This window comes from Streptomyces sp. S186 (assembly GCF_051603415.1).
Lineage (GTDB): Bacteria > Actinomycetota > Actinomycetes > Streptomycetales > Streptomycetaceae > Streptomyces.
The window spans coordinates 489077-508358 of sequence record NZ_CP193932.1 but is presented as its reverse complement, the minus strand read 5'-3'; the positions used below and the strand labels follow the sequence as shown (position 1 = coordinate 508358).

The following is a 19282-nucleotide window of genomic DNA, read 5'->3' as shown; positions in this document are numbered from 1 at the left end:
GGCCTTTCTCGGAGGGGGAGGGGAGGGAGCGGGGGGCGTGGAGCCGGGGTGGGGTGCGGCTCAGGCGTGGGGGTGGTCGACGGTGCGGACCTCGACGCCGAGGTCCCGCACGGCCCGGAGTTCGTCCTCCGGCGCCGCGGTGTCGGTGACCAGCAGGTCGTAGCCGCCCACGTCGCCGTACGAGTGGGTCGCGGTGCGGCCGAACTTGCTGTGGTCGACGGCGAGGACGGCGCGGTCGGCGGCCTGGAGGTAGGCGTGCTTGGACTCGGCGTAGGCGCGGACCGGGTGGAACAGCCGGCCGTTGCGGATCGAGGTCGCGGTGACGAAGGCGACGGTGGCGTGGAGGTCCTGGAGCTGACGCCGGGCCTGCGGGCCGGCGCAGGACTCGAAGTCCTCGTAGTAGCGGTCGCCGAGCAGCGTCACCTCGGCCGGGGAGCCGGCCAGGAGGGCGGTTATCCGCAGGGAGTTGGTGATCACGCGGAGTCCGTCGACGGCGGTGAGCCGGCGGGCCAGCGGGAAGAGCGTGGAGCCGCAGTCGATCAGCACCGTGTCGCCCGGCGAGACCTCCGCCACCAGGGCGTCCGCGAGCGCCTCCTTCAACTCGGCGTTGGCCTGCTCCCGGAAGCGCAGCGCGCTCTCCATGGTGACGTCGGGGAAGGCCGTCGCCACGCCGCGGCCCTTGCGCAGCAGCTGCCGCTGGTGGAGGTTGTCGAGGTCGCGGTGCATGGTCATCACGCTGACCCGCATCCGCTCGGCCAGCGTCGCGATACGGATCTCACCGCGCCGCGCGACCAGGCGCAGTACCGCCTGCCGGCGCTCCTCCACCTCGGCCTCGGAGCCACGACTCGGTCTCATCGCGGGCATTCCCCTTCGTCTCGCGCCCGGCGGCGGTCGCCGAGCGCGCTCACTCTAGAACATCACACATTTTGTGTGAAGCTCTTGAAATTCTCTGTTTCATTGTTCAACCTGAGGGCCACATCCGGCCGTATGCCCGGCCCTCAGGAGGTCCCGCCGTGTTGCGCACATCACAACGCGCCCTGTCGTCGTCCCGTACCACCGTCCTTGGGCTCCCCAAAGTCCTCATATGGGGATATATCGGACTTCTGCTCTTCATGATCGGCGACGGTGTGGAGACCAGTTACCTGCCCGCCTACTTCAAGGGCGAGCTCGGCTTCGCCGAGTCGAGCGTCGGCATCATCTTCACCGCGTACGGCGTCACCGCCGCGGTGGGCGCCTTCCTGGCCGGCGGGCTCTCCGACCTGTGGGGGCCGCGCCGCGTGATGATGCTGGGCGCCATGTGCTGGGCGGTCTGCCACGCACTCCTGCTCGCGGTCGCCATCCCGCTCCACTCCTACTGGCTGATCCTCGGCACCTACGGCCTGCGCGGATTCGGCTATCCGCTCTTCGCCTACGGATTCATGGTCTGGATCATGGCCAGCGCCCCGGAGCGCCAACTCGGCAAGGCCCTCGGCTGGTTCTGGTTCTGCTTCACCATGGGCTACCCGGTTCTCGGTTCCACACTGGTCTCGCTTCTCAAGCCCTCGATCGGCTTCTACCACTCCCTGTGGATCTCCCTCGCGATGATCACCGCGGGCGCCCTCGTGGTGCTCTTCCTGGTACGCGACCGCACCGGATTCCAGGGGCTGGCCAGGGGCGCCGAACGGGTCGGCCTGGCGCGTACGTTCCTGGGCTGTTTCACCGTCATGTTCGCCGAGCCGCGCGTCGGCATGGGAGCCGTGGTCCGGCTCGTCAACACCACCTCGCAGTTCGGCGTGTGGGTCTTCGTCCCGCTCTTCCTCGTCGACCGGGTCGGCTTCAGCGGGCAGGAGTGGGCCTCGCTGCTCATCGTCATGATGGTCAGCAACCTCGCCTGCGTCGTGCTGTTCGGGGCGCTCGGCGACAAGTGGAGCCGACGCAAGACCGTCGCCTGGCTCGGCGGTGTGGTCTCGGCGCTCGCCTGCCTGGCGCTGTACTACGTGCCCACCGCCGCGGGCCACGACTACCCGCTCGTCGCGGTCGCCGTCGGCGCGCTGGGTGTCGGCATGGCCGGCTACGTCCCCCTGCCGCCCCTCATGACCGCGCAGGCTCCGGAACGCAAGGGGCAGGTCATGTCGGCGTACACGCTGGGCGCCGGCGCCAGCATGGCGTTCGGCCCGCTGATCGGCACGGTCTTCATCGGATCGCTCGGCATCGGTGGGGTTCTGGGGATCTACGCCGCCCTGCACCTGCTCAGCGCGGTCCTCGTGCTCTGCATGAAGGCTCCCGAGCGGTCCGGGGAGGTTGCCGTCGTGCGCGACGGTGAGGCCGTCGCCGCGGCGCGGGCGCAGTGACCGATCCGGCGGCCCGGCCCCGCGAAGAGCGCCGTGAAGTCCGTCAGTTCAGGAGTGGCCGAGCAGTCCCGTCCGCAGCCGGCCCAGGATGCGGGTGAGCAGCCGCGAGACGTGCATCTGCGAGACGCCGAGCTCCTCGCCGATCTCGGACTGCGTCTTCTCGTGGACGAACCGCAGGGTGAGGATCCGGCGGTCGCGCCGGTCCAGCTTCCGTACCAGGGGCGTCAACGCGTGGAGGTCCTCGGCGAGCTGGAGCCGGGGGTCCTCGTCGCCGAGGGCGTCGGCGAGGCTGCGGGCCGCATCGTCCTCGGCCGGATCGGTGGGCTGGTCCAGCGAACCGGCGGTGTAGCCGTTGCCGGCGATCAGGCCGTCGATCACCTCGTGCTCGCCCAGTCCGAGGTGTTCGGCGAGCTCGGCCACGGTCGGCTCCCGGTCGAGGCGGGCGAACAGGCGCTCCTTGGCCTGGGCGATCTCGATTCGCAACTCCTGTAACCGGCGCGGCACATGCACCGCCCAGGTGGCGTCCCGGAAGAAGCGCTTGATCTCGCCCACGATGTACGGCACCGCGAAGGTCGTGAACTCGACCTCCCGAGCCAGGTCGAACCGGTCGATCGCCTTGATCAGCCCGATGGTGCCGACCTGGACGATGTCCTCCATCTCCGTCGGGTCGCCGCCGCGGTTGCGGAACCGGGCGGCGGCGTAGCGGACGAGGGAGAGGTTCATCTCGACCAGGGTGTTGCGCACGTACTGGTACGCGTGGGTGCCTTCCTCCAGCTCCGCGAGTCGCTCGAAGAACGGCCGGGACAGGACCTTGGCGTCCTTCGGCGCGACCCTGGACGCGTTCGCGAGGTACGGCAGCCCGCCGGTGGCGGAGCTCACGGTCCGGTGGTTCCGGCCGTGCCGCGTCCCGGTGTGCATGGATGCTGCCGTCGTCATGACTGCCCTCCCATTTTGGATCATGGTCCGGTAAGGCGCGTCTGCCCTTGCTTCCGGTGGCGAAACATCCACCCCACCTTTTTTGCCATACCGGATCTTGACGGACGGTCAGGGCCTGTGATGCGGCGGCGCGGCGCGCTCCCGGAGGGCCGCCGGCTGCCGGGCGGGGCCCCGATGCAGTGGTCGAGCCGCCCCGGCCGCGGCAGCTGAACGTTGGCTGAACAATCGGCGGCCCGCGGATCCCCGTCGCGCGTCCGGCCATCTGGCACACCGACCGGTGAGTTCCACCAGGGAGGATCGTCCATGGCCAGCACCACCTCAGCGGGGAACGCGCCCTCGGCGGAGGAGGCGTTCCCCGCGGGGAACGCGTCCCCGGTGGCGGACGGGTCCGCGGCGTCGAGCCGGGCACCGGAGGGGCGCACGGGCGGCGGGCGGCGGTTCGGCCGGATCGTTGCGGCGCGGCGGGGCCCGTCGGCACGGCCGGCGTACGCCGGACCCGTGCTGTGGGCGATCCTCGTCGTGGCGGCCGTGCTGTTCGCCTGGGACATCCAGCACAGCGCGTTCCACGCGTTCTACGCGGAGACCGCGCGCAGCATGGCGGAGAGCTGGCACGGCTTCCTCTTCGGCGCCTTCGACCCCGGCGGTTCGATCACCATCGACAAGCTGCCGGGCTTCCTCTGGCCACAGGCGCTCTCCGCGCGGATCTTCGGCTTCCACCCGTGGGCGCTGACCCTGCCCCAGGTCATCGAGGGCGTGCTCAGCGTCGCCGTCCTGTACCGCGCGGTGCGTCGCTGGGCGGGAGAGAGCGCGGCGCTGCTGGCGGCGGGCGCGTTCGCCCTCACGCCGGCGATCGCCGGGCTGTTCCGCACCTCGGTCGAGGACCCGGCGTTCACCCTGTGCGTCCTGCTGGCCGCCGACGCCACGCTGCGCGCGGCCCGCGGGGCGCGGCTGCGTCCACTGCTGGCCGCCGGTGCCTGGGTGGGACTGGGCTTCCAGGCCAAGATGCTGGAGTCCTGGGCGGTCCTCCCGGCGCTCGGCCTGCTGTATCTGCTCGCCGCGCCGACGGGGCTCCGGCGGCGGCTGGCGCAGCTGTCGGCGGCGGGCGCGATATGCCTGGCGGTGTCGGCGTCCTGGGTGCTGCTGGTGACGTTCACTCCCGCCGCGGACCGGCCCTACATCGACGGGACGACCGACAACTCGGCGGTCAGCCAGGTCGTCGGCTACAACTTCCTCAACCGCTTCTCCGACCTCCGCATCGACGCCAAGGACACCGGAAGCGTCGCCGTGTCGACCATGGCCGGTACCGCGGCGGCGCCGCCGACCGGACACTCCCGGCCCGGCCTCACCCAGTGGGCCAAGATGTTCGCCCCGTCACTGGTCTCGCAGATCGGCTGGCTGTACCCGGCCGCGGCGCTGTCGGCGGTGTGCGGGGTGGTGTGGCGGCGCGGCCGGCCGCGCACGGATCCGCTGCGGGCCGGCTTCGTGTTGTGGGGCGTATGGCTGGCCACGTACTTCCTGGTGTTCAGCGGCGGGGCGATCGGCGGCCACACGTACTACATGGGGGTGGTGGCCATCCCGTTGGCGGCGCTGTTCGGTGGCGGGACGGTGCAGTTCTGGCGGGCCTGGCTGGGCGGCGGCCGGGCCCGGGCGTGGGCGTTGCCGACGGTCGTGGGCGGCACGGTCGCCTGGTCGGCGGCGGTCGCGGAGCTGTTCCCCGACTACCTGCCGTGGCTGGCGCCGGCCGCGGTCGCCCTGGGCGCGGGCGCGCTGGCGCTGCTGGCCCGCGCCCGCCGGGGAGCGCCGGCCCGCCGGGGCGGCACCGACCGTCCGACCCGCACCGACGCCCCACCCGCCCGGCGGCGGACGGCCGTGCTGGGCCTTGCCACCGCCCTGGCGGCGATGCTCCTGCCGTCCGCCGCCTGGGCCTCATCGGTCCTCGACCCGACGTACGGGCACTCCGGCATGGGCTCGACCGGCCCGGTGGCCATCCGGCGCCACAGCGCGCCCCACGGACACGCCCCCCACCCGGCCGACGACACCTCGCTGACCCCCGCCCAGCGCCAACTCCTCGCCTACACCCGGGCCCACCGGGACGGCGCCGCCTATCTCTTCGCCACCACCAGCTGGCGCACCGCCTCCCCCTACATCCTGTACACCGGTGCCGCGGTGCTCCCGATGGGCGGCTTCACCGGTACCGCGCCCACACCGACGACGGCCGGATTCCGCCACCTCGTCGCCACCGGGCAGCTGCGCTACGTCGTACTCGGCGGCCCACGGACCGGCCCCGGCCGCGCCCTCGCCCCCTGGGTACGCGCCCACTGCGACCGGGTGCCGGGCCAGGCACACCGGCTCTACCACTGCGCACCGCGATCCGCCGCGGACCACTGACCCGAGGGCGGGCACCGGTAGCGCCCGGCCACGGGTCAGGGTTGCGTCAACGTCGGCGCACGGCCGCACAGTTTGCGGTGGTGTGCGGTGACGATGCTCGCAGGACCAGGGCGCTTCGGACGGAGAAGAGCGCGCGCCGGCCGGTGACAGACCGCGGGAGAGGTTCCGTGCGGTGCCGGCCGGCGTGGTCGTGTTGCAGAAGGGAAGTACGTGATGGGGTGGGGGAGCGAGGGGCCCGCGGTGGGCAGGCCGCCGCGGGCCGGCAGCCTCAAGGTCTTTCTCGGGGCCGCACCCGGTGTGGGCAAGACCTACCGGATGCTCGACGAGGCCCGCCGCCGCACCGCGCGCGGCACGGACGTGGTGGTGGCGTTCGCCGAGTGCCACGGCCGCCCGGCCACCGAGGCGATGCTCGACGGGCTGACCGTGCTGCCGAGCGCCGTCCGCAGCCCGCACGGCACGGAGTTCGCCGAACTCGACCTGGACCAGGTGCTGGAACGCCGCCCCGAGGTGGTGCTCGTCGACGAACTCGCCCACACCAACGCCCCGGGCTGTCGGCACACCAAGCGCTGGCAGGACGTCGAGGAGCTGCTCGGCGCCGGCATCGACGTGGTCGCCACGCTCAACATCCAGCACCTGGAGTCCCTCACCGACGTCGTCGAGAAGATCACCGGGGTGCCGCAGGACGAGACCGTGCCCGACGAAGTGGTCCGCCGTGCCGACCAGATCGAGCTGGTCGACCTGCCGGCCGAGGGCCTGCGGCGCCGCCTGGCGCACGGCAACATCCACCCGCCGGAGAAGGTCGACGCCGCGCTCTCGCACTACTTCCGGCCCGGCAACCTCAGCGCACTGCGCGAGCTGGCGCTGCTGTGGGTCGCCGGCCGGGTGGACGAGGCGCTGCGCAAGTACCGGCACGAGCACCACATCGGCCCGGTGTGGGAGACCCGCGAGCGAGTGGTGGTGGCCCTCACCGGCGGCCCGGAGGGCACCACGCTGATCCGCCGCGCCGCCCGGATCGTCCGCTCCTCGGCCGGCGACCTCCTGGCCGTGCACATCACCCGCAGCGACGGCCTGGCCGGCTCCTCGCCCGCCGCCCTGGCCGACCAGCGGCGGCTCACCGAGAGCCTCGGCGGCACCTACCACGCGGTGGTCGGCGACGACGTCCCCGCCGCCCTGCTGGACTTCGCCCGCGCCCAGAACGCCACCCAGCTCGTCGTCGGCGCCAGCCGCCGCGGCCGACTGCGGCGGCTGCTGACCCCGCGCGGCGTGGGAGAGACCGTCGTCGAACTCTCCGGAGACATCGACGTCCACACGGTCGGCCACGAATACGCCGGCCAGGGCCGCACCTGGGTCGCCCCCGGCAGCGGCCTGCCGCGCACCCGCCGGGCCGCCGGGCCGATCGCCGGCCTGGTGCTGCCCCTGCTGCTCACCCTCGTCCTGCGCGGCGTCTCCGCCCCGCTGTCGCTCAACCTCACCAGCGAGACGCTGCTCCTCCTGCTGACCGTACTGGGCGTGGCCTGCCTCGGCGGCGTGGTCTCCGCACTGCTCGCCTCGATCACCACGTCGCTGCTGCTCAACTACTACTTCATCCCGCCCGTCGGCCAGTTCACCTTCGCCGAGGCCAACATCGTCGTCGCCCAGGCCGCGTTCACCACCGTCGCGGTCACCGTCGCCGCCATCGTGGACCGCTCGCTGCGCCTGGGCCGGCGCGCCGCCCGGGCCACCGCGGAGGCCGAGACGCTGTCCTCACTGGCCGCCGGCATCCTGCGCGGGGACCGGGCGGTGCCGGACCTGCTGGAACGCACCCGTGAGACCTTCGGCATGGACCACATCGAGCTGCGGGCGCGCGGGGACGCGCCGGAGCCGTGGCCGGGCGCCGACCACCGGACCGAGGTCGCGATAGGGGACGACAGCGTGCTGGTGCTGACCGGGCGGCGCCTGCCCGCCTCCGAGCACCGGGTGCTCACCGCCTTCGCCGCGCATCTGACCGCGGCCGTCGAACGCGCCCGGCTCGCCGAGGCCGCCGCCGAGGTCGAACCGGTCAAGGCCGCCAACCGGATGCGGACCGCACTCCTGGCCGCGGTGGGCCACGACCTGCGCACCCCGCTGGCCGGCAGCTGGGCCGCCATCAGCTCCCTGCGCAGCCGCGAGGTGGACTTCTCGCCCGAGGACCGCGAGGAACTCCTCGCCACCGCGGAGGAATCCCTGGCCAAGCTCAGCCGCCTGGTCGACAACCTCCTGGACATGAGCAGGCTCCAGGCCGGCGCGCTGACCCTGCACCTGGAGCCCGTCGCCCTCACCGACGTGCTCCCCGCCGCCCTGGACACCCTCCCCGGCTCGCCCCCGCAGACACCCGGACGCGTCCTCGCCCAGGGGCTGGACGCCGCCCCCGACGTACTCGCCGACCCGCCGCTGCTGGAACGCGTCCTCGCCAACCTGGTGTCCAACGCGGTACGCCACTCGCCCGCCGCCCACCCGGTCACGATCGGCGCCAGCGCTCTCGCCGGCCGCGTCGAAGTGCGGATCACCGACCGCGGCCCGGGAATCCAACTCCCCGACCGGGAGCGGGCGTTCGAGCCGTTCCAGCGACTCGGCGACACCGACAACACCACCGGCCTCGGCCTCGGCCTGGCACTGTCCCGCGGCCTGACGGAGGCGATGGGCGGCACGCTCACCCCGGAGGAGACCCCCGGCGGCGGCCTCACCATGGTCGTCTCCCTGCCCGCCGCCCCGTCCGCCCCGCACGCCCTCGCCGGCGTGCGGGGGTGAGGCCCTGCCTTTCTGCGCGGCCATCGTCTCTGGGGCTGCCGTCTACGCCTCCACCGCTTCGACGATGGAGGCGAAGGTGGGCGTGGGCAGGATCCGGGTGCGGCGCAGACCAGCCTGGGAGAACAGCTCGTCCAGTTCCCTCGGGCCGCGTTCCTTGCCGGTCACCAGCGTCATCATCGCCACGTCCAGCGCCTTGCCCGGGTGGGCGCCGTTGCCCGGCTCGGGCACGGAGTCGACGACCAGGACCCTGCCGCCCGGGGCCAGACCGCGCCGGCAGGCACTCAGGATGCGGACGGCGGCCTCGTCCTCCCAGTCGTGCAGGACGTGCTTGAGCACATAGACGTCGCCGCCGTCCGGTACGGAGGCGAAGAAGTCGCCCGGTTCGGCGCGCCACCGGCCGGCCAGCCCGGGCGCGTCCAGGACATGGTCTTCCAGGGCGGGCGCCTGGTCGAACAGCACCCCTGACAGGCCCGGATGACGCAGCAGGACCTGGCGCAGCAACCCGCCCCGCCCGCCGCCGACATCGACTACCGTGCCCTGCTCCGGGAACGGGTAGGCACCGGCCACCAGGTCGTCCATCGGCTCGGAGAACGCCGCCATGCCCGCGTCGAAGAGCTCCCGGCTTCTGCGGTCGCCCTTGAGGTACTCGAAGAACGGTGCGCCGAAGACCTGGGGGAAGCCCGGTGTGCCGGTGCGTATCGTGTCGTCCAGCGCCCCCGAGGAGCGTACGAAGAGGTCGTCGGTGAGCAGCAGCACCGCGTCGCGCAGCGAACCTGGCACCTTGGTGCGCAGGAACTGCGCGGCCGGCGTCAGGTGGAAGGCGCCGTGGTCGTCCTCTCTGAAGACCTCGCGGGAGGCGAGATAGCGCAGGCAGCGCCGCAGGAAGACGGGGTCGGTGCCGGTGAGCCGGGCGAGTTCGGCGGCGGTGCGGGGGCCGCCGGCCAGGTGGTCGGCGATGTGGTGCAGGGCGGCGGTCCGTAACGCCGCGGAATACAGATGACCCAGCGACTGCTCGATCAGATGCGCCGCCCCCGCGTGCGCCGCGGCGTCGGTCAGGTCCGGGTGGTCGGTCGGATTGGGGGTGTTCACCGTCAGCCTCCGGGCAGATGGTCGGCGAGTCGGGCGGATGCCCCTCACTCTTGCCGCGTCCTCCCGTTCCCGGCACCGCCCAAGTGTGGATCTCCGTCTCGGCCTTCCGGCCTAGGGCTTCCCGACGTGCCGGCCCGGGAGGGAAGTCGAGGCACACCGGTGGTCACTCGGCGGCGTCAGGAACGGCAGAACCGCCCCCGTCAGCAACGGGGATTCGAGAATGGCGCAGCGCGGGGCACCCGGCAAGACGGCCGGTCGCGCCGCGGCTGACGGGACCGCCCCACGCCCCGTCAGCCCGGTCGCCTCAGCCGGTGAAGCCCCCGTCCCGCAGGATCGTGTCGATACGGGTGCGGTGTGCCCGCTCCCAGGCGTCGAGGGTCTCGCCGTCCTCCTCGGCCTCCATGGCCGGCTTGGCCCGGGCGGCCCGGAGGACCTCCTCCTGCCGGTCGCCGGGCACGACCACGACACCCTCCTCGTCCGCGACGACGATGTCCCCGGCGGAGACGTCCACACCGCCGCACCGCACCACGACGTTGAGCGGTTCCACGGCCTGCTTGCTCCCCGCAATCGGGATCACCCCGCGGGCGAAGACGGGGAAACCCAGTGCCCGCACCTCGGCGAGGTCGCGGATCAGCCCGTCGGCCACGAACGCCGCGACGCCCCGGCGTTGGGCCACGGCACAGACCCTGCCGCCGGCGAGCGCGTGGTCCGGATCGCCGGACTCGACGACGATGACCGCGCCCGGTTCCGCGCGGTGGATGGCCGCATGCAGCATGAGGTTGTCGCCGGGCCGGCAACGCACGGTGAACGCCGGCCCGGCGACCCGCGGCACCGCGGGCCACAGCGGCCGGATGCCGAAGTCCATGACCTGCCCGCGGCCCAGCACGTCCGCGAGGGTGGTCGGCGAGATCTCCCGGAAAGGCGATATTTCCCGGGAGGCGGACGTCGCGGGGGTGAGGGTGCCGGGGGCCAGCCCGCTCGCGGCCTTGGCCAACGCTTCCTCGACCGCCGCGTCGAGTTCCGCGCGCAGCGGTGTGCACTCGCGGACCGGATCGGGCTTCGGGCAGGTCAGCAGGTGTTCGAGGAGGCGCCGGGCGGCCTGCAGATGGGCGGTCCGGTTCCTGATCGCCGCGATGCAGGCGGTCAGCACCTCGCGGCCGGAGCGGCGGTCGTCGGCCGGACCGGCACCGAGCAGCGTGGCGGTGTCGGCCAGGCTGACCAGGCCGCGGTGGTGCAGCCGTTGGATGAGGGCGAGCCGGCGCAGCTCGGCGTGACCGTAATACCGCACGTTCCCACGGCGCCCGGCCGCCGGGAGCAGCCCCAGGTCGTCGTAGTAACGCAGCGTCGACACCGGCAGATTGAAGCCGCGGGCGGCCTGACTGATCGAGTAACGCGCGTCGTCGTCTCCCATGTCTGCATCTCCCATGCCTTCATCTTGCGCTCAAGTCGACTTGAGCGGGGAGGGTGGAGAGCACCGATCACCGATTGCTGATGAGCGAGACGCGTCGCGCTGCGACGGCGTCGTGAAAGGAGCGTGCCATGAGTGCGAGGCGGGATGTGGGGCCGGTGGACGTGCCGGTGCTGGTGGTGGGGGCCGGGCCCGTGGGGCTCTCGACGGGGATGTTCCTCGCGCACTGGGGCGTCCGCCCGCTGGTCGTCGACAAGCGGCCGGACGCGATGGCGGCGGTGCCACGGGCGAGTACCAGTCTGCGCACCCTGGAGCTGTTCCGGTCGGTGGGCCTGGAGTCCGCACTGGAACGGGAGGGCTGGGAGGGCGGTATGCCGATGCGCACCGTGTTCAAGGAGAGCGGACTGGGCGCGACGCTGCACCGCGGGGGCCTGCCGCCGCGGTACGCCGCGCTGCTGGAGAACGGCAGTCCGGTGCCTCCGCGACGCGTCCTGACGCATGATCAGGTACAGCGGGTGGCCTGGGCGGAGCTGCGCCGGCTGGGTGGTGAAGTCCGGTTCGGCACAAGGCTGGTGGGGCTCACGGTCGGCGACGACCACGTGCGCGCACGCCTCGTCGACGTCGACACCGGCGAGGAGCGGGGGATCACGGCCCGATGTCTCATCGGAGCGGACGGGGCGAACAGCGAGGTCCGCAGCCGACTGGGCATCACCATGCCCGACCGCACCGCCATCGGACATCTCCACACCGCCTTCTACCGGGCCGATCTCGGCCCCGTGCAGCAGGACTGGGGGACGCATGTCTGTTTCGTCCGCAACGACGCGGTGTACGCCACTCTGATGTCGAAGAACGGCCGCGACCAGTGGGCCTCGCACATCCTGGACCATCCGGGCAAGCCGCAGGACGGCCCGTCCGAGCTGTCCGAGGACGCGACGCTGGCACTGCTGCGAGCCGCCATCGGCGACGCCACGATCCCGATCGAGCTCCAAGCCGTCAACGCCTGGGAGGCCGCCATCGGCATGGCCTCCGCCTTCCGCCGCGGCCGGGTCTTCCTGGCCGGTGACGCCGCCCATGTGCAGACTTCGGCCGGCGGCCTCGGCATGAACACCGGCATCCAGGACGGCCACAACCTCGCCTGGAAACTCGCCGCCGTGCTGTCCGCCCGATGCGCGCCAACCCTCCTGGACACCTACGAACCCGAACGCCGGGCCGCCGCCCGGGCATCCCTGGCCCTCTCCCGCAATCTGCTCCAGGGCTACCAGTCACTGGACGGCGACCCCAACGCCCTCTACGAGAAGCTCGCCGTCGACTACCTGCGGGGCATGATGTGCTACGGCTATCCGCAGTGCGGTGCCGAAGGCACCGGCGGCGGCGAGGCGGTCGGCGTCGACGCGGCCTGGCCCGACCCGCTGGCCGATGTCGTCCACCTCGGCCACCGATTCCCCCACCGCTGGCTCAACTCCCGTTCGGGCAACCGGATTTCGACCCTGGACCTGATCGGCTCGCACTGGACGCTGTTCGTGGCCGGGGACCTCCCGCGCTGGCGGGCGGCGGCCGCCGCCTCCCTCCGCACGACCCGCCACGCCGTCCACGAACTCGACGCACCACAGGCGGCCGAACTCGCCATGGGCGACGACGCCGTACTCGTACGACCCGACGGGTTCGTGGCCTGGCGCGGCACCACGGAGGAGTCCCTCCGGGCCGTGCTGCGGGGGTGGAGGTAGCCGCCGCCCCCGCACGTCACGCGCGGTAGCCGAGCAGCCCCATCATGCCGCTCTCGCCGTGGTAGGCGTTGTGACAGTGCATCAGCCACTGACCCGGGTTGTCCGCGTCGAAGTCGCAGGCGACCGTCGCGCCCGGCAGGACGATCACGGTGTCCTTGCGGGGGCCGCTCCTGCCGAGTTGGAAGGTGTGCCCGTGGAGATGCATGGGGTGCCACATCTCGGTGGTGTTGCGGAACTCCAGGCGCACCCGCTGGCCACTGCGCACGGTGTAGGGATGGGCGTCCGCGTCGTTCATGTCGAACCGCCTGCCGTCGAGCCCCCAGTCGTACTTGGCCATACCGCCGGTCAGCGCGATGCGGTGGGTGACGTCGGGCTGACGGGACTTCAGCCGGACGTCGTCGGCGGGCCGCAGGGCGGTCGCGGTCGGAATCCGGCCGTTGAGTTCCCCGGGACGGACGGTCTCGGACGGGGCGCTGCCGGAGCCGGTGCGCACCAGTGCCAGGCCGGCCGCCCCCTTGCCCTCGGCCAGGGCGACCAGCGGGAAGACGCCGTCGCCCAGCGTGACCAGGGCGTCGTACCGCTCGCCGGGGCCGATCAGCAGGGCGTCGGCCGGCTCATGGGCGATGGGGTAGCCGTCGGTGTGGGTGACGGTCATCCGGTGGCCGCCGAGGGCGACCCGGAAGGCGGTGTCCCCGCCGGCGTTGATGATCCGTAGCCGCAGTCGCCGGCCGGGCTTGCCCCGGTAGGTGTCCGGCGCGTCCGGGACACGGCCGTTGACGAGGAAGTGCGGGTACTCCACATCACCGGCGTCACCGCCCAGGAGACGACTGGACGCCCCCATCAACATGAACGGGTCGTCCATGCCCGTGCCCGTGCCTGGCGTTCCTTCCGTCCCCGGTGTCCCCGCGGTCCCGTCCATGCCCGGCATGGTCTCCATGCCCTGCATGCCGCCCATGCCCTGCATACCGTCCTGGCCGCCGTGTGCGTTTCCCTTCCCACCGTGGGACGGGGAGTCGTGATCCATGCCCTGTTGCAGGGCGGCGAATGCCTGGTCCGGGGTGCCGGTGACGCCGTCGAGCCAGTCGTCGAGCACGACGACCCACTCGTCGTCGTACCGCAGCGGCTCATGCGGGTCCTCGACGATCAGCGGGCCGTACAGGCCGCGGTCCAGCTGGACGCCGACGTGCGGATGGAACCAGTAGGTCCCGGGATTCTCGGCGACGAAGCGGTATGCGAAGGAGCCGCCGGCCGCCACCGCACGCTGGGTGACGGGCGGTACGCCGTCCATGTCGTTGCGCAGGGCCATTCCGTGCCAGTGGACGGAGGTGCTCTGGGGCAGGTGGTTGGCGAGGTCGGCGACGAGCGTGTCGCCCGCGGTGAGGCGGATCTCCTTGCCCGGCAGCCGTCCGTCGAAGCTCCAGGTCCGCACCGTCTTGCCGGCTCCCAGGTCGAGGGGGCCGGCGGTCGCGGTGAGCTTGACCCGGTGCTCCCGGCCGGAGCGGTGCCGCTGCTGCTCGGCGGCTGCCACGGCCGGGTCGGACGGGCTGAGCAGGCCGGACCCGGTGGTCTGGTGGGGCTTGCTGCCCGGGGAGCCCGCGGTGTCGCCGGAACAGGCCGAGAGCAGGCCGGCGCCGGCCGCGCCCAGACCCGCCAGCAGGACGGAGCGTCGGTGGATCGTGTTCATGGAGTTGTGTCCTTACGCAGGGGGGATCGGCGCTCTTGCGCCGTGGGGAAAGGCCGAGGGAGGGGTCGGGTGGTCGGCCTAAATGCGAAGGACGGACAGGGATGCCGGATCGGGTGGGGAGGGCCCGGGCGCCGGGACGTGGCCAGGCACGGGCGGGGCCGTGTGGTGGGGCGCGCGGGTATGTCCCAGCAGTGCCGGCGGCGGGACCAGCTGCTCGGACCGCACGTCGTACGACGAGCAGCAAGCGGCCCCGCCGTCGTGAGCGTGCCCGGACTGGGCGTGGCCGGACTGGGGGTGGCCGGACTGGATGTGGCTGGTGTGAGCCGCATCGGGCCGGGCGCTGGACTGGTCCGCAGCCTCATGGACGGTCATCGTCCGTGGCATCGAGGCCATCGACATGGACATCGACATAGGCATGGACATCGACATGGACATCGATGGTGATGTCGATGTCCGCACGGCGTCACCGGCCAGGCTGCTGTGATGGCCGACCACCGAAATGATCAGCCAGAGGAAGGCGAGCAGCGCCACCGGCCGTCGGACGCCCCGTACAGCAGGGTGCGGCACTGTCGTTCCCTCCCTTCGCCACAGACAGCGGGGTCACCTCACGCGCGGGCCACCGCACGCGTGGCCCTGCCGCCCGACGATACCCCCTGGGGCTATGGGTGGAACGACCGCGTCCCCCGTCAGACCCTCGGTGCCGTCCGTTCGTAGATGGCTCCGCCCGGAGCGAACCACCCCGCCTTCTTCCGTACGGCCGGGCTCGGGTCGCCGGCCTGGGACGTCTGCAAGGCGGCCGTCGCGCGGGCGTCGGTGTGGGTGAACTTGCCGACGAGCTCGGCGGCCATGGCCCGCACATGCGGGTCCGGATCCGAGGTCAGGTGGTCCAGCGCGGGGGCGAGAACCCGGTCGGCGCCCGGTGCGCAGCTGTCGCCCTTGCACCGGTCGCACGCCAGGGCGTGGAAGGCGGCGATCCGGACCCGGGCGTCGGGGTCGTCGGCCATGGCGATGAGCTCACCCATGGACTCGGTGTCGACCAGGTGGTCGAGGAGGCGGCAGCAGCCCTCACGGACGGCCGGATCGGCGTCCCGGAGTCCGGCGCGGATCGCGCTCAGCGCGGGCCGCCCGCGTCGTAGCAGCGCACGGTAGGCCGCGACGGTGCGCTGCGGGTCGCCCAGGCATGAGACGAGGGCCGCGTCGTCGGCCCCGGCGAATCCAAGCATGACGTCTGCAAGCATGCCGCCAGTCTCCGCTCGCGCGCCGCGCTCCGGCAACGCGTTTTCCAGTGGGGAAAACGGTCGGATCCAAGGGCGGAAATCGGCTGAACGGCCGGGCCCCCGCTGTTAGTTTGCGTCCGTGGATCTCTTCTCGCGCTCATGGACGGCGCTGCGCATGGCGGTCGCCGAGCTTCCGGACGAGGACTTCGCGCGGCCGTCGGGTTGCGCCGGCTGGCTGGTGCGGGACCTGGTGTGCCACCTGATCATCGACGCCCAGGACGTCCTGATCACCCTCGTGACGCCCACCGAAGGCGAACCGACGCGCAACGCGGTCACGTACTGGAACCTCGCCGAAGCGCCGCCGACCGGCGAGGACCCGCTCGACGCGCTGGTCGTCCGGCTGGCCGCCGCGTACGAGGACCCGCGGCTGCTGAAGTTCCACCTCGACGATGTCGGCTCCGCCGCCGGCCGCGCCGCCGAACTCGCCGACCCCGGCCTCAGGGTCAGCACCCAGGACATGGTCCTCACCGCGGGCGACTACCTCTCCGCGTACGTCCTGGAGTGGACGCTGCACCACCTCGACCTGATCGCGTATCTCCCGGGCGCGGCGGAACCACCCGCCGAGTGCCTGGCCCGGTCACGCGCGATGCTGGAGAAGATCGCCGAGGCGACGTTCCCCGCGTCGTGGTCCGACCAGGACGCCCTGCTGGTCGGCACCGGACGCCGCGCCCCGACCGGCGTGGAGCAGACCGAGCTGGCCGAAGCGGACGGACGACTGGCCGCCCGACTCCCCCTCATCCTCGGTTGAACGACGGCCTGTTGGTGGCCCCAGCACACAAATCCGGATCCGGCCACTCTCCCTCGGGGCGGCCGACGGCGCGCCGGGATCTGCCACCATGAGGCCGCCCGATCGCGATGGTGAGAGGAGTGGCCCGGTGAGCACAGCTTTTCTCAGTTCGGCCGTGATGACCCACCCGGTGCGCGAGGAGCAGGCCGCGGCGCTTGCCGCTCGACTGGGGCTCGGGGGACTGGCGCTCGATCCGGACCCGGACGGGCCGCCGTCCGCGCTGCGGACCGCGCTGGTGGCCTGGGCGGCGCGGGCGGAGGGCGCCAGTCACCACCTCGTCGTCCAGGACGACGTGGCCGCGCCGTCGGAGCTGCTGGAGTTGGTGGCCGGATCGGTGGCGCGGTTTCCGGACGAGGCGTTGATCTTCTACACCAACTGGCACGCCCGCAACGGTGCCGCGGCACGGCTGGCGGCGCTGGCGGGGGCGGGGTGGGTGCGCGCGGTGCCGGAGGAGTTCGCGCCGACCCTGGCCATCTGTCTGCCGGTGCGCACGGCGGACGCGTTCCGGTCGTTCGCCGCGGAGACCGCCGAGCGGCATGACGACGAGGTGATGGCGGCGTTCCTGCGTGCCGAGGGCAGGCCGGGGCTGCTGGCGGTGCCGAGCGTGGTCGAGCACATCGGGACCAGCAGCATCAACGGGCATGCCGCACAGGGGATCCGGCTGGCGGTGTGCCCCGTGGGGGCGGTGGAGGCGCGTCCGCTGCTGGAGCGCGGCTGGGTGCTGGAGGAGCTGGACTGGCTGCCGTACATGCGGTACGGCGAGGGGTATCTGCGGCCGGTGGGGCACGAGCACGACGCCGATCCCCGGCGGCATCTTCGGTGGGCCGAGGCGCTGCCGGCCACCGGGCTGACGGAGGGTCAGGTGTGGGATGTGGTGCGGCGGCACCGGCCCGAAGAGGCCGCGGCGGCGGTGGGGCGGTTGTTCGGTGCGGCGTTCGCGGACGAACTGTGGGTCCACTGCCTGCTGTTGGGGCGGCAGGCCGAGGACGCCGCGCGCCGGCACGCGGCACAGCGGGCGGCGGCCGGGCCGACGGGGCCGGTGGGGGCCCGGGTCCGGGCCGCCGCGCTGTCGACGGTCGGCCCGGCCGGGTTGCCGCCCGAGCGGCGGCCCGAGGTGATCCCGGACCACGCCGCGCTGCTGGCGGCGTACGCGGCGGGCGCGGTGGCGTGCGGCGGGCTGCTGCTGGATCCGGTGGCGGGGGCCGGGCGGAACCGCTGACGGCCCACTGGCCGAACGCTATGCGGTGCCGCGTACGTCGTGGGTGATCCAGACGCAGGGTTCCCAGTAGGCGCCGCGGTCGTGGGTGTGGTCGATGTCGAGGAGGGCGAGGCCGCCGGGGAAGACATAGCGGCCGTCGTCGGGGAAAGCCATCCTGGTCCAGGCTTCCCATTCGGCGACGGTCCCGGTGATCCGGGACGACTCCGCCACCGCCGCGGCGATGGTGCCGCCCTGGCGGACCTGGGTGCGGATCCAGGGGTCGAACGGGGCGCCGTCGGCGCGGGTCCAGGCCGCGTAGCGGTCGATGGGGACGAGGGGGTAGCGGTCCTTCCAGGTGGGGCGGACCGGGACGACGACATGGGAGAGGCCGGCGGCGCGGGCCATCGCGGCCATGTGTGCCAGGAGGCGGGCGGAGTGTCCCCTGCCCTGGTGGGCGGGGGCGATCTCGATGCCCAGGGCGCACAGGGCGTTCGGTGCGGCCCCGGTGTCGTGGTCGTGGAAGGCCGCCTCGATGGAGGCGTCGAGACCGGTGCCGAGGCCCTCGGGGGTGCCGTCCCAGGTGCGGGGGAGGGTGCGGCCGGCACCGAGGACGGTGTCCGTTGCGGTGTCGTACAGGAGGAACTGGTGGTCCGGGAAGTCGCTGAACAGGCGGTTCCAGAAACCGGCGTTGATGTCACCGTGGAGGTTGTATTCCGGGACCACTCCGGCGAATTCCGCGGTGAGCCGGTCCCACAGTTCCGGACGTCGGGTGTGGTGGATGAACTGGAGGGTCATACGGACTTCCCCCGGGAGTGTGCGGCGGGCTTCTCCGCGGTCCAGACGATGACCAGCGGGATTCCGTCCCAGGCGGCCCGGGCGGCGTCCGCGATCGCCTCCTCGTATCCTCCGGGTGCCAGCCGGCCGTTGAAGACCGGTTCGTGGCATTCCCGTACGGTCAGTCCGGCGGCGTGGAACGCGGCGAGATAGCGGCCGGGCAGATGGACGTGGTTGCGGACGAAGGCGAGTTGGTCCGTTTCGCGCACGAAGACGCACTGGCCCTGGAGGGAGATGACGAACGGGTGCAGGTCGGAGAGGATGATCCGGCCACCGGGGCGGAGCACCCGGGCCAGTTCCGCGATTCCGGTGGACACGTCCGGGAGATGGGTCATGGCCAGGGAGCAGACGGCGAGATCGACGCTCTCGTTGTCGAGCGGCAGGTTTTCCAGGCGCCCCTGCCGGAATTCCGCGTCGGGCACTTTGCGGCGGGCCTGCGCCAGCATTTCCGGTGACTGGTCGACGCCGATGGTGCGGTATCCGCGGGCGGCCAGCGCGGCCGTCTGACGGCCGGTGCCACAGGCCGCGTCCAGCGCGGTGCCCACCGGGCCGCGATCCATCAGCGCATGCACCACTGGCTCCTCGACCTCGATGAACGAGCTGGGCAACGAGTCGTAGCGAGCCGCCCAGGAGGCGTAGCCGGCCGCCGCGTCCAGCTCGTCGATCGCCGCCCCGCCGTCCGGCAGCGGGCGGCCCGAGTCCGTCACGAAGGTGCGGATCTCCTCCAACCGGGCCTTGAGGAAATCCTCGTCGGCGTCCATGGCGTGGCGCAGCAGCGCCAGCCCTTCGATGCCCAGCATGAGTTCGCGGACCCGGAATTCCCTGTCCATGGCTTGTGGCCTCCGTTGGCTGGAAGTTCTG

At 72.5% G+C, this 19282-nt stretch carries 15 protein-coding genes and 1 pseudogene; 6 read left to right on the top strand and 10 right to left on the bottom strand.

Annotated features, from left to right (window positions below; translation table 11 throughout):
* Positions 1 to 60: 60 nt before the first annotated feature.
* Positions 61 to 855, bottom strand: a complete 795-nt coding sequence (locus ACRAS8_RS02245) for a DeoR/GlpR family DNA-binding transcription regulator (protein ID WP_438484038.1) — start codon at positions 853 to 855, stop codon at positions 61 to 63.
* Positions 856 to 1013: 158 nt separating this feature from the next.
* Here ACRAS8_RS02245 and ACRAS8_RS02240 point away from each other — a divergent pair, with 158 nt between their 5' ends.
* The gene (locus ACRAS8_RS02240) at positions 1014 to 2330 is read left to right on the top strand and encodes an MFS transporter (protein WP_438484037.1); all 1317 of its coding nucleotides are present in this window, start codon (positions 1014 to 1016) and stop codon (positions 2328 to 2330) included.
* A gap of 48 nt (positions 2331 to 2378) precedes the next feature.
* Here ACRAS8_RS02240 and ACRAS8_RS02235 read toward each other — a convergent pair whose 3' ends face one another.
* Positions 2379 to 3248, bottom strand: coding sequence for an RNA polymerase sigma factor SigF (locus tag ACRAS8_RS02235; protein ID WP_438490325.1), 870 nt, complete (start codon positions 3246 to 3248; stop codon positions 2379 to 2381).
* A 321-nt stretch (positions 3249 to 3569) separates the two neighbouring features.
* Here ACRAS8_RS02235 and ACRAS8_RS02230 point away from each other — a divergent pair, with 321 nt between their 5' ends.
* Complete coding sequence (locus tag ACRAS8_RS02230) at positions 3570 to 5654, top strand: ArnT family glycosyltransferase (RefSeq protein WP_438484036.1); 2085 nt, start codon at positions 3570 to 3572, stop codon at positions 5652 to 5654.
* Positions 5655 to 5867: 213 nt separating this feature from the next.
* Positions 5868 to 8420 carry an ATP-binding protein gene (locus ACRAS8_RS02225; RefSeq protein ID WP_438484035.1) on the top strand — a complete coding sequence of 851 codons (2553 nt, stop codon included), beginning with the start codon at positions 5868 to 5870 and terminating at the stop codon, positions 8418 to 8420.
* Positions 8421 to 8462: 42 nt separating this feature from the next.
* Here the strand turns inward: ACRAS8_RS02225 and ACRAS8_RS02220 are convergent, their stop codons facing one another.
* The 3 genes and pseudogenes from ACRAS8_RS02220 to ACRAS8_RS02210 form a co-directional block, all read right to left on the bottom strand.
* Positions 8463 to 9509: a methyltransferase gene (locus tag ACRAS8_RS02220; RefSeq protein WP_438484034.1), complete on the bottom strand. Its 1047-nt coding sequence runs from the start codon at positions 9507 to 9509 to the stop codon at positions 8463 to 8465.
* 304 nt (positions 9510 to 9813) lie between these two features.
* Positions 9814 to 10437, bottom strand: a complete 624-nt coding sequence (locus tag ACRAS8_RS02215; protein ID WP_438490324.1) for an RraA family protein — start codon at positions 10435 to 10437, stop codon at positions 9814 to 9816.
* A gap of 303 nt (positions 10438 to 10740) precedes the next feature.
* A pseudogene (locus ACRAS8_RS02210) lies at positions 10741 to 10920 on the bottom strand (MerR family transcriptional regulator); the annotation flags it as partial.
* 128 nt (positions 10921 to 11048) lie between these two features.
* Here ACRAS8_RS02210 and ACRAS8_RS02205 point away from each other — a divergent pair.
* Complete coding sequence (locus tag ACRAS8_RS02205) at positions 11049 to 12641, top strand: FAD-dependent monooxygenase (protein WP_438484033.1); 1593 nt, start codon at positions 11049 to 11051, stop codon at positions 12639 to 12641.
* A gap of 16 nt (positions 12642 to 12657) precedes the next feature.
* Here ACRAS8_RS02205 and ACRAS8_RS02200 read toward each other — a convergent pair whose 3' ends face one another.
* The 3 genes from ACRAS8_RS02200 to ACRAS8_RS02190 all read right to left on the bottom strand — a co-directional run bounded on the left by ACRAS8_RS02200 (position 12658) and on the right by ACRAS8_RS02190 (position 15563).
* Positions 12658 to 14325 (bottom strand): multicopper oxidase family protein, encoded by a 1668-nt coding sequence (locus ACRAS8_RS02200; RefSeq protein WP_438484032.1) that lies wholly within the window; start codon positions 14323 to 14325, stop codon positions 12658 to 12660.
* A 78-nt stretch (positions 14326 to 14403) separates the two neighbouring features.
* Positions 14404 to 14892: a hypothetical protein gene (locus ACRAS8_RS02195; protein WP_438484031.1), complete on the bottom strand. Its 489-nt coding sequence runs from the start codon at positions 14890 to 14892 to the stop codon at positions 14404 to 14406.
* Positions 14893 to 15011: 119 nt separating this feature from the next.
* Positions 15012 to 15563 carry a HEAT repeat domain-containing protein gene (locus tag ACRAS8_RS02190; RefSeq protein ID WP_438484030.1) on the bottom strand — a complete coding sequence of 184 codons (552 nt, stop codon included), beginning with the start codon at positions 15561 to 15563 and terminating at the stop codon, positions 15012 to 15014.
* A 118-nt stretch (positions 15564 to 15681) separates the two neighbouring features.
* On the opposite strand from ACRAS8_RS02190, the gene ACRAS8_RS02185 reads away from it, so the two are divergent.
* A complete protein-coding gene (locus ACRAS8_RS02185) occupies positions 15682 to 16350 on the top strand; it encodes a maleylpyruvate isomerase N-terminal domain-containing protein (protein ID WP_438484029.1) in 669 nt (222 codons plus the stop codon).
* Between the two features lie 127 nt (positions 16351 to 16477).
* Positions 16478 to 17608: a hypothetical protein gene (locus ACRAS8_RS02180; RefSeq protein WP_438484028.1), complete on the top strand. Its 1131-nt coding sequence runs from the start codon at positions 16478 to 16480 to the stop codon at positions 17606 to 17608.
* An 18-nt stretch (positions 17609 to 17626) separates the two neighbouring features.
* Here the strand turns inward: ACRAS8_RS02180 and ACRAS8_RS02175 are convergent, their stop codons facing one another.
* Positions 17627 to 18382, bottom strand: coding sequence for a GNAT family N-acetyltransferase (locus ACRAS8_RS02175; protein WP_438484027.1), 756 nt, complete (start codon positions 18380 to 18382; stop codon positions 17627 to 17629).
* Entirely contained in the window at positions 18379 to 19251 is an 873-nt protein-coding gene (locus ACRAS8_RS02170; protein ID WP_438484026.1) for a class I SAM-dependent methyltransferase, read from the bottom strand. Before ACRAS8_RS02170 ends, ACRAS8_RS02175 begins: the two co-directional genes overlap by 4 nt.
* Between the last annotated feature and the right edge of the window lie 31 nt (positions 19252 to 19282).

Bases quoted from the DNA above. Each gene is read 5' to 3' on its own strand.
- ACRAS8_RS02245 (WP_438484038.1), bottom strand. From the start codon at position 855: ATGAGACCGAGTCGTGGCTCCGAGGCCGAGGTGGAGGAGCGCCGGCAG.
- ACRAS8_RS02235 (WP_438490325.1), bottom strand. From the start codon at position 3,248: ATGCACACCGGGACGCGGCACGGCCGGAACCACCGGACCGTGAGCTCC.
- ACRAS8_RS02230 (WP_438484036.1), top strand. From the start codon at position 3,570: ATGGCCAGCACCACCTCAGCGGGGAACGCGCCCTCGGCGGAGGAGGCG.
- ACRAS8_RS02225 (WP_438484035.1), top strand. From the start codon at position 5,868: ATGGGGTGGGGGAGCGAGGGGCCCGCGGTGGGCAGGCCGCCGCGGGCC.
- ACRAS8_RS02205 (WP_438484033.1), top strand. From the start codon at position 11,049: ATGAGTGCGAGGCGGGATGTGGGGCCGGTGGACGTGCCGGTGCTGGTG.
- ACRAS8_RS02200 (WP_438484032.1), bottom strand. From the start codon at position 14,325: ATGAACACGATCCACCGACGCTCCGTCCTGCTGGCGGGTCTGGGCGCG.
- ACRAS8_RS02190 (WP_438484030.1), bottom strand. From the start codon at position 15,563: ATGCTTGCAGACGTCATGCTTGGATTCGCCGGGGCCGACGACGCGGCC.
- ACRAS8_RS02175 (WP_438484027.1), bottom strand. From the start codon at position 18,382: ATGACCCTCCAGTTCATCCACCACACCCGACGTCCGGAACTGTGGGAC.
- ACRAS8_RS02170 (WP_438484026.1), bottom strand. From the start codon at position 19,251: ATGGACAGGGAATTCCGGGTCCGCGAACTCATGCTGGGCATCGAAGGG.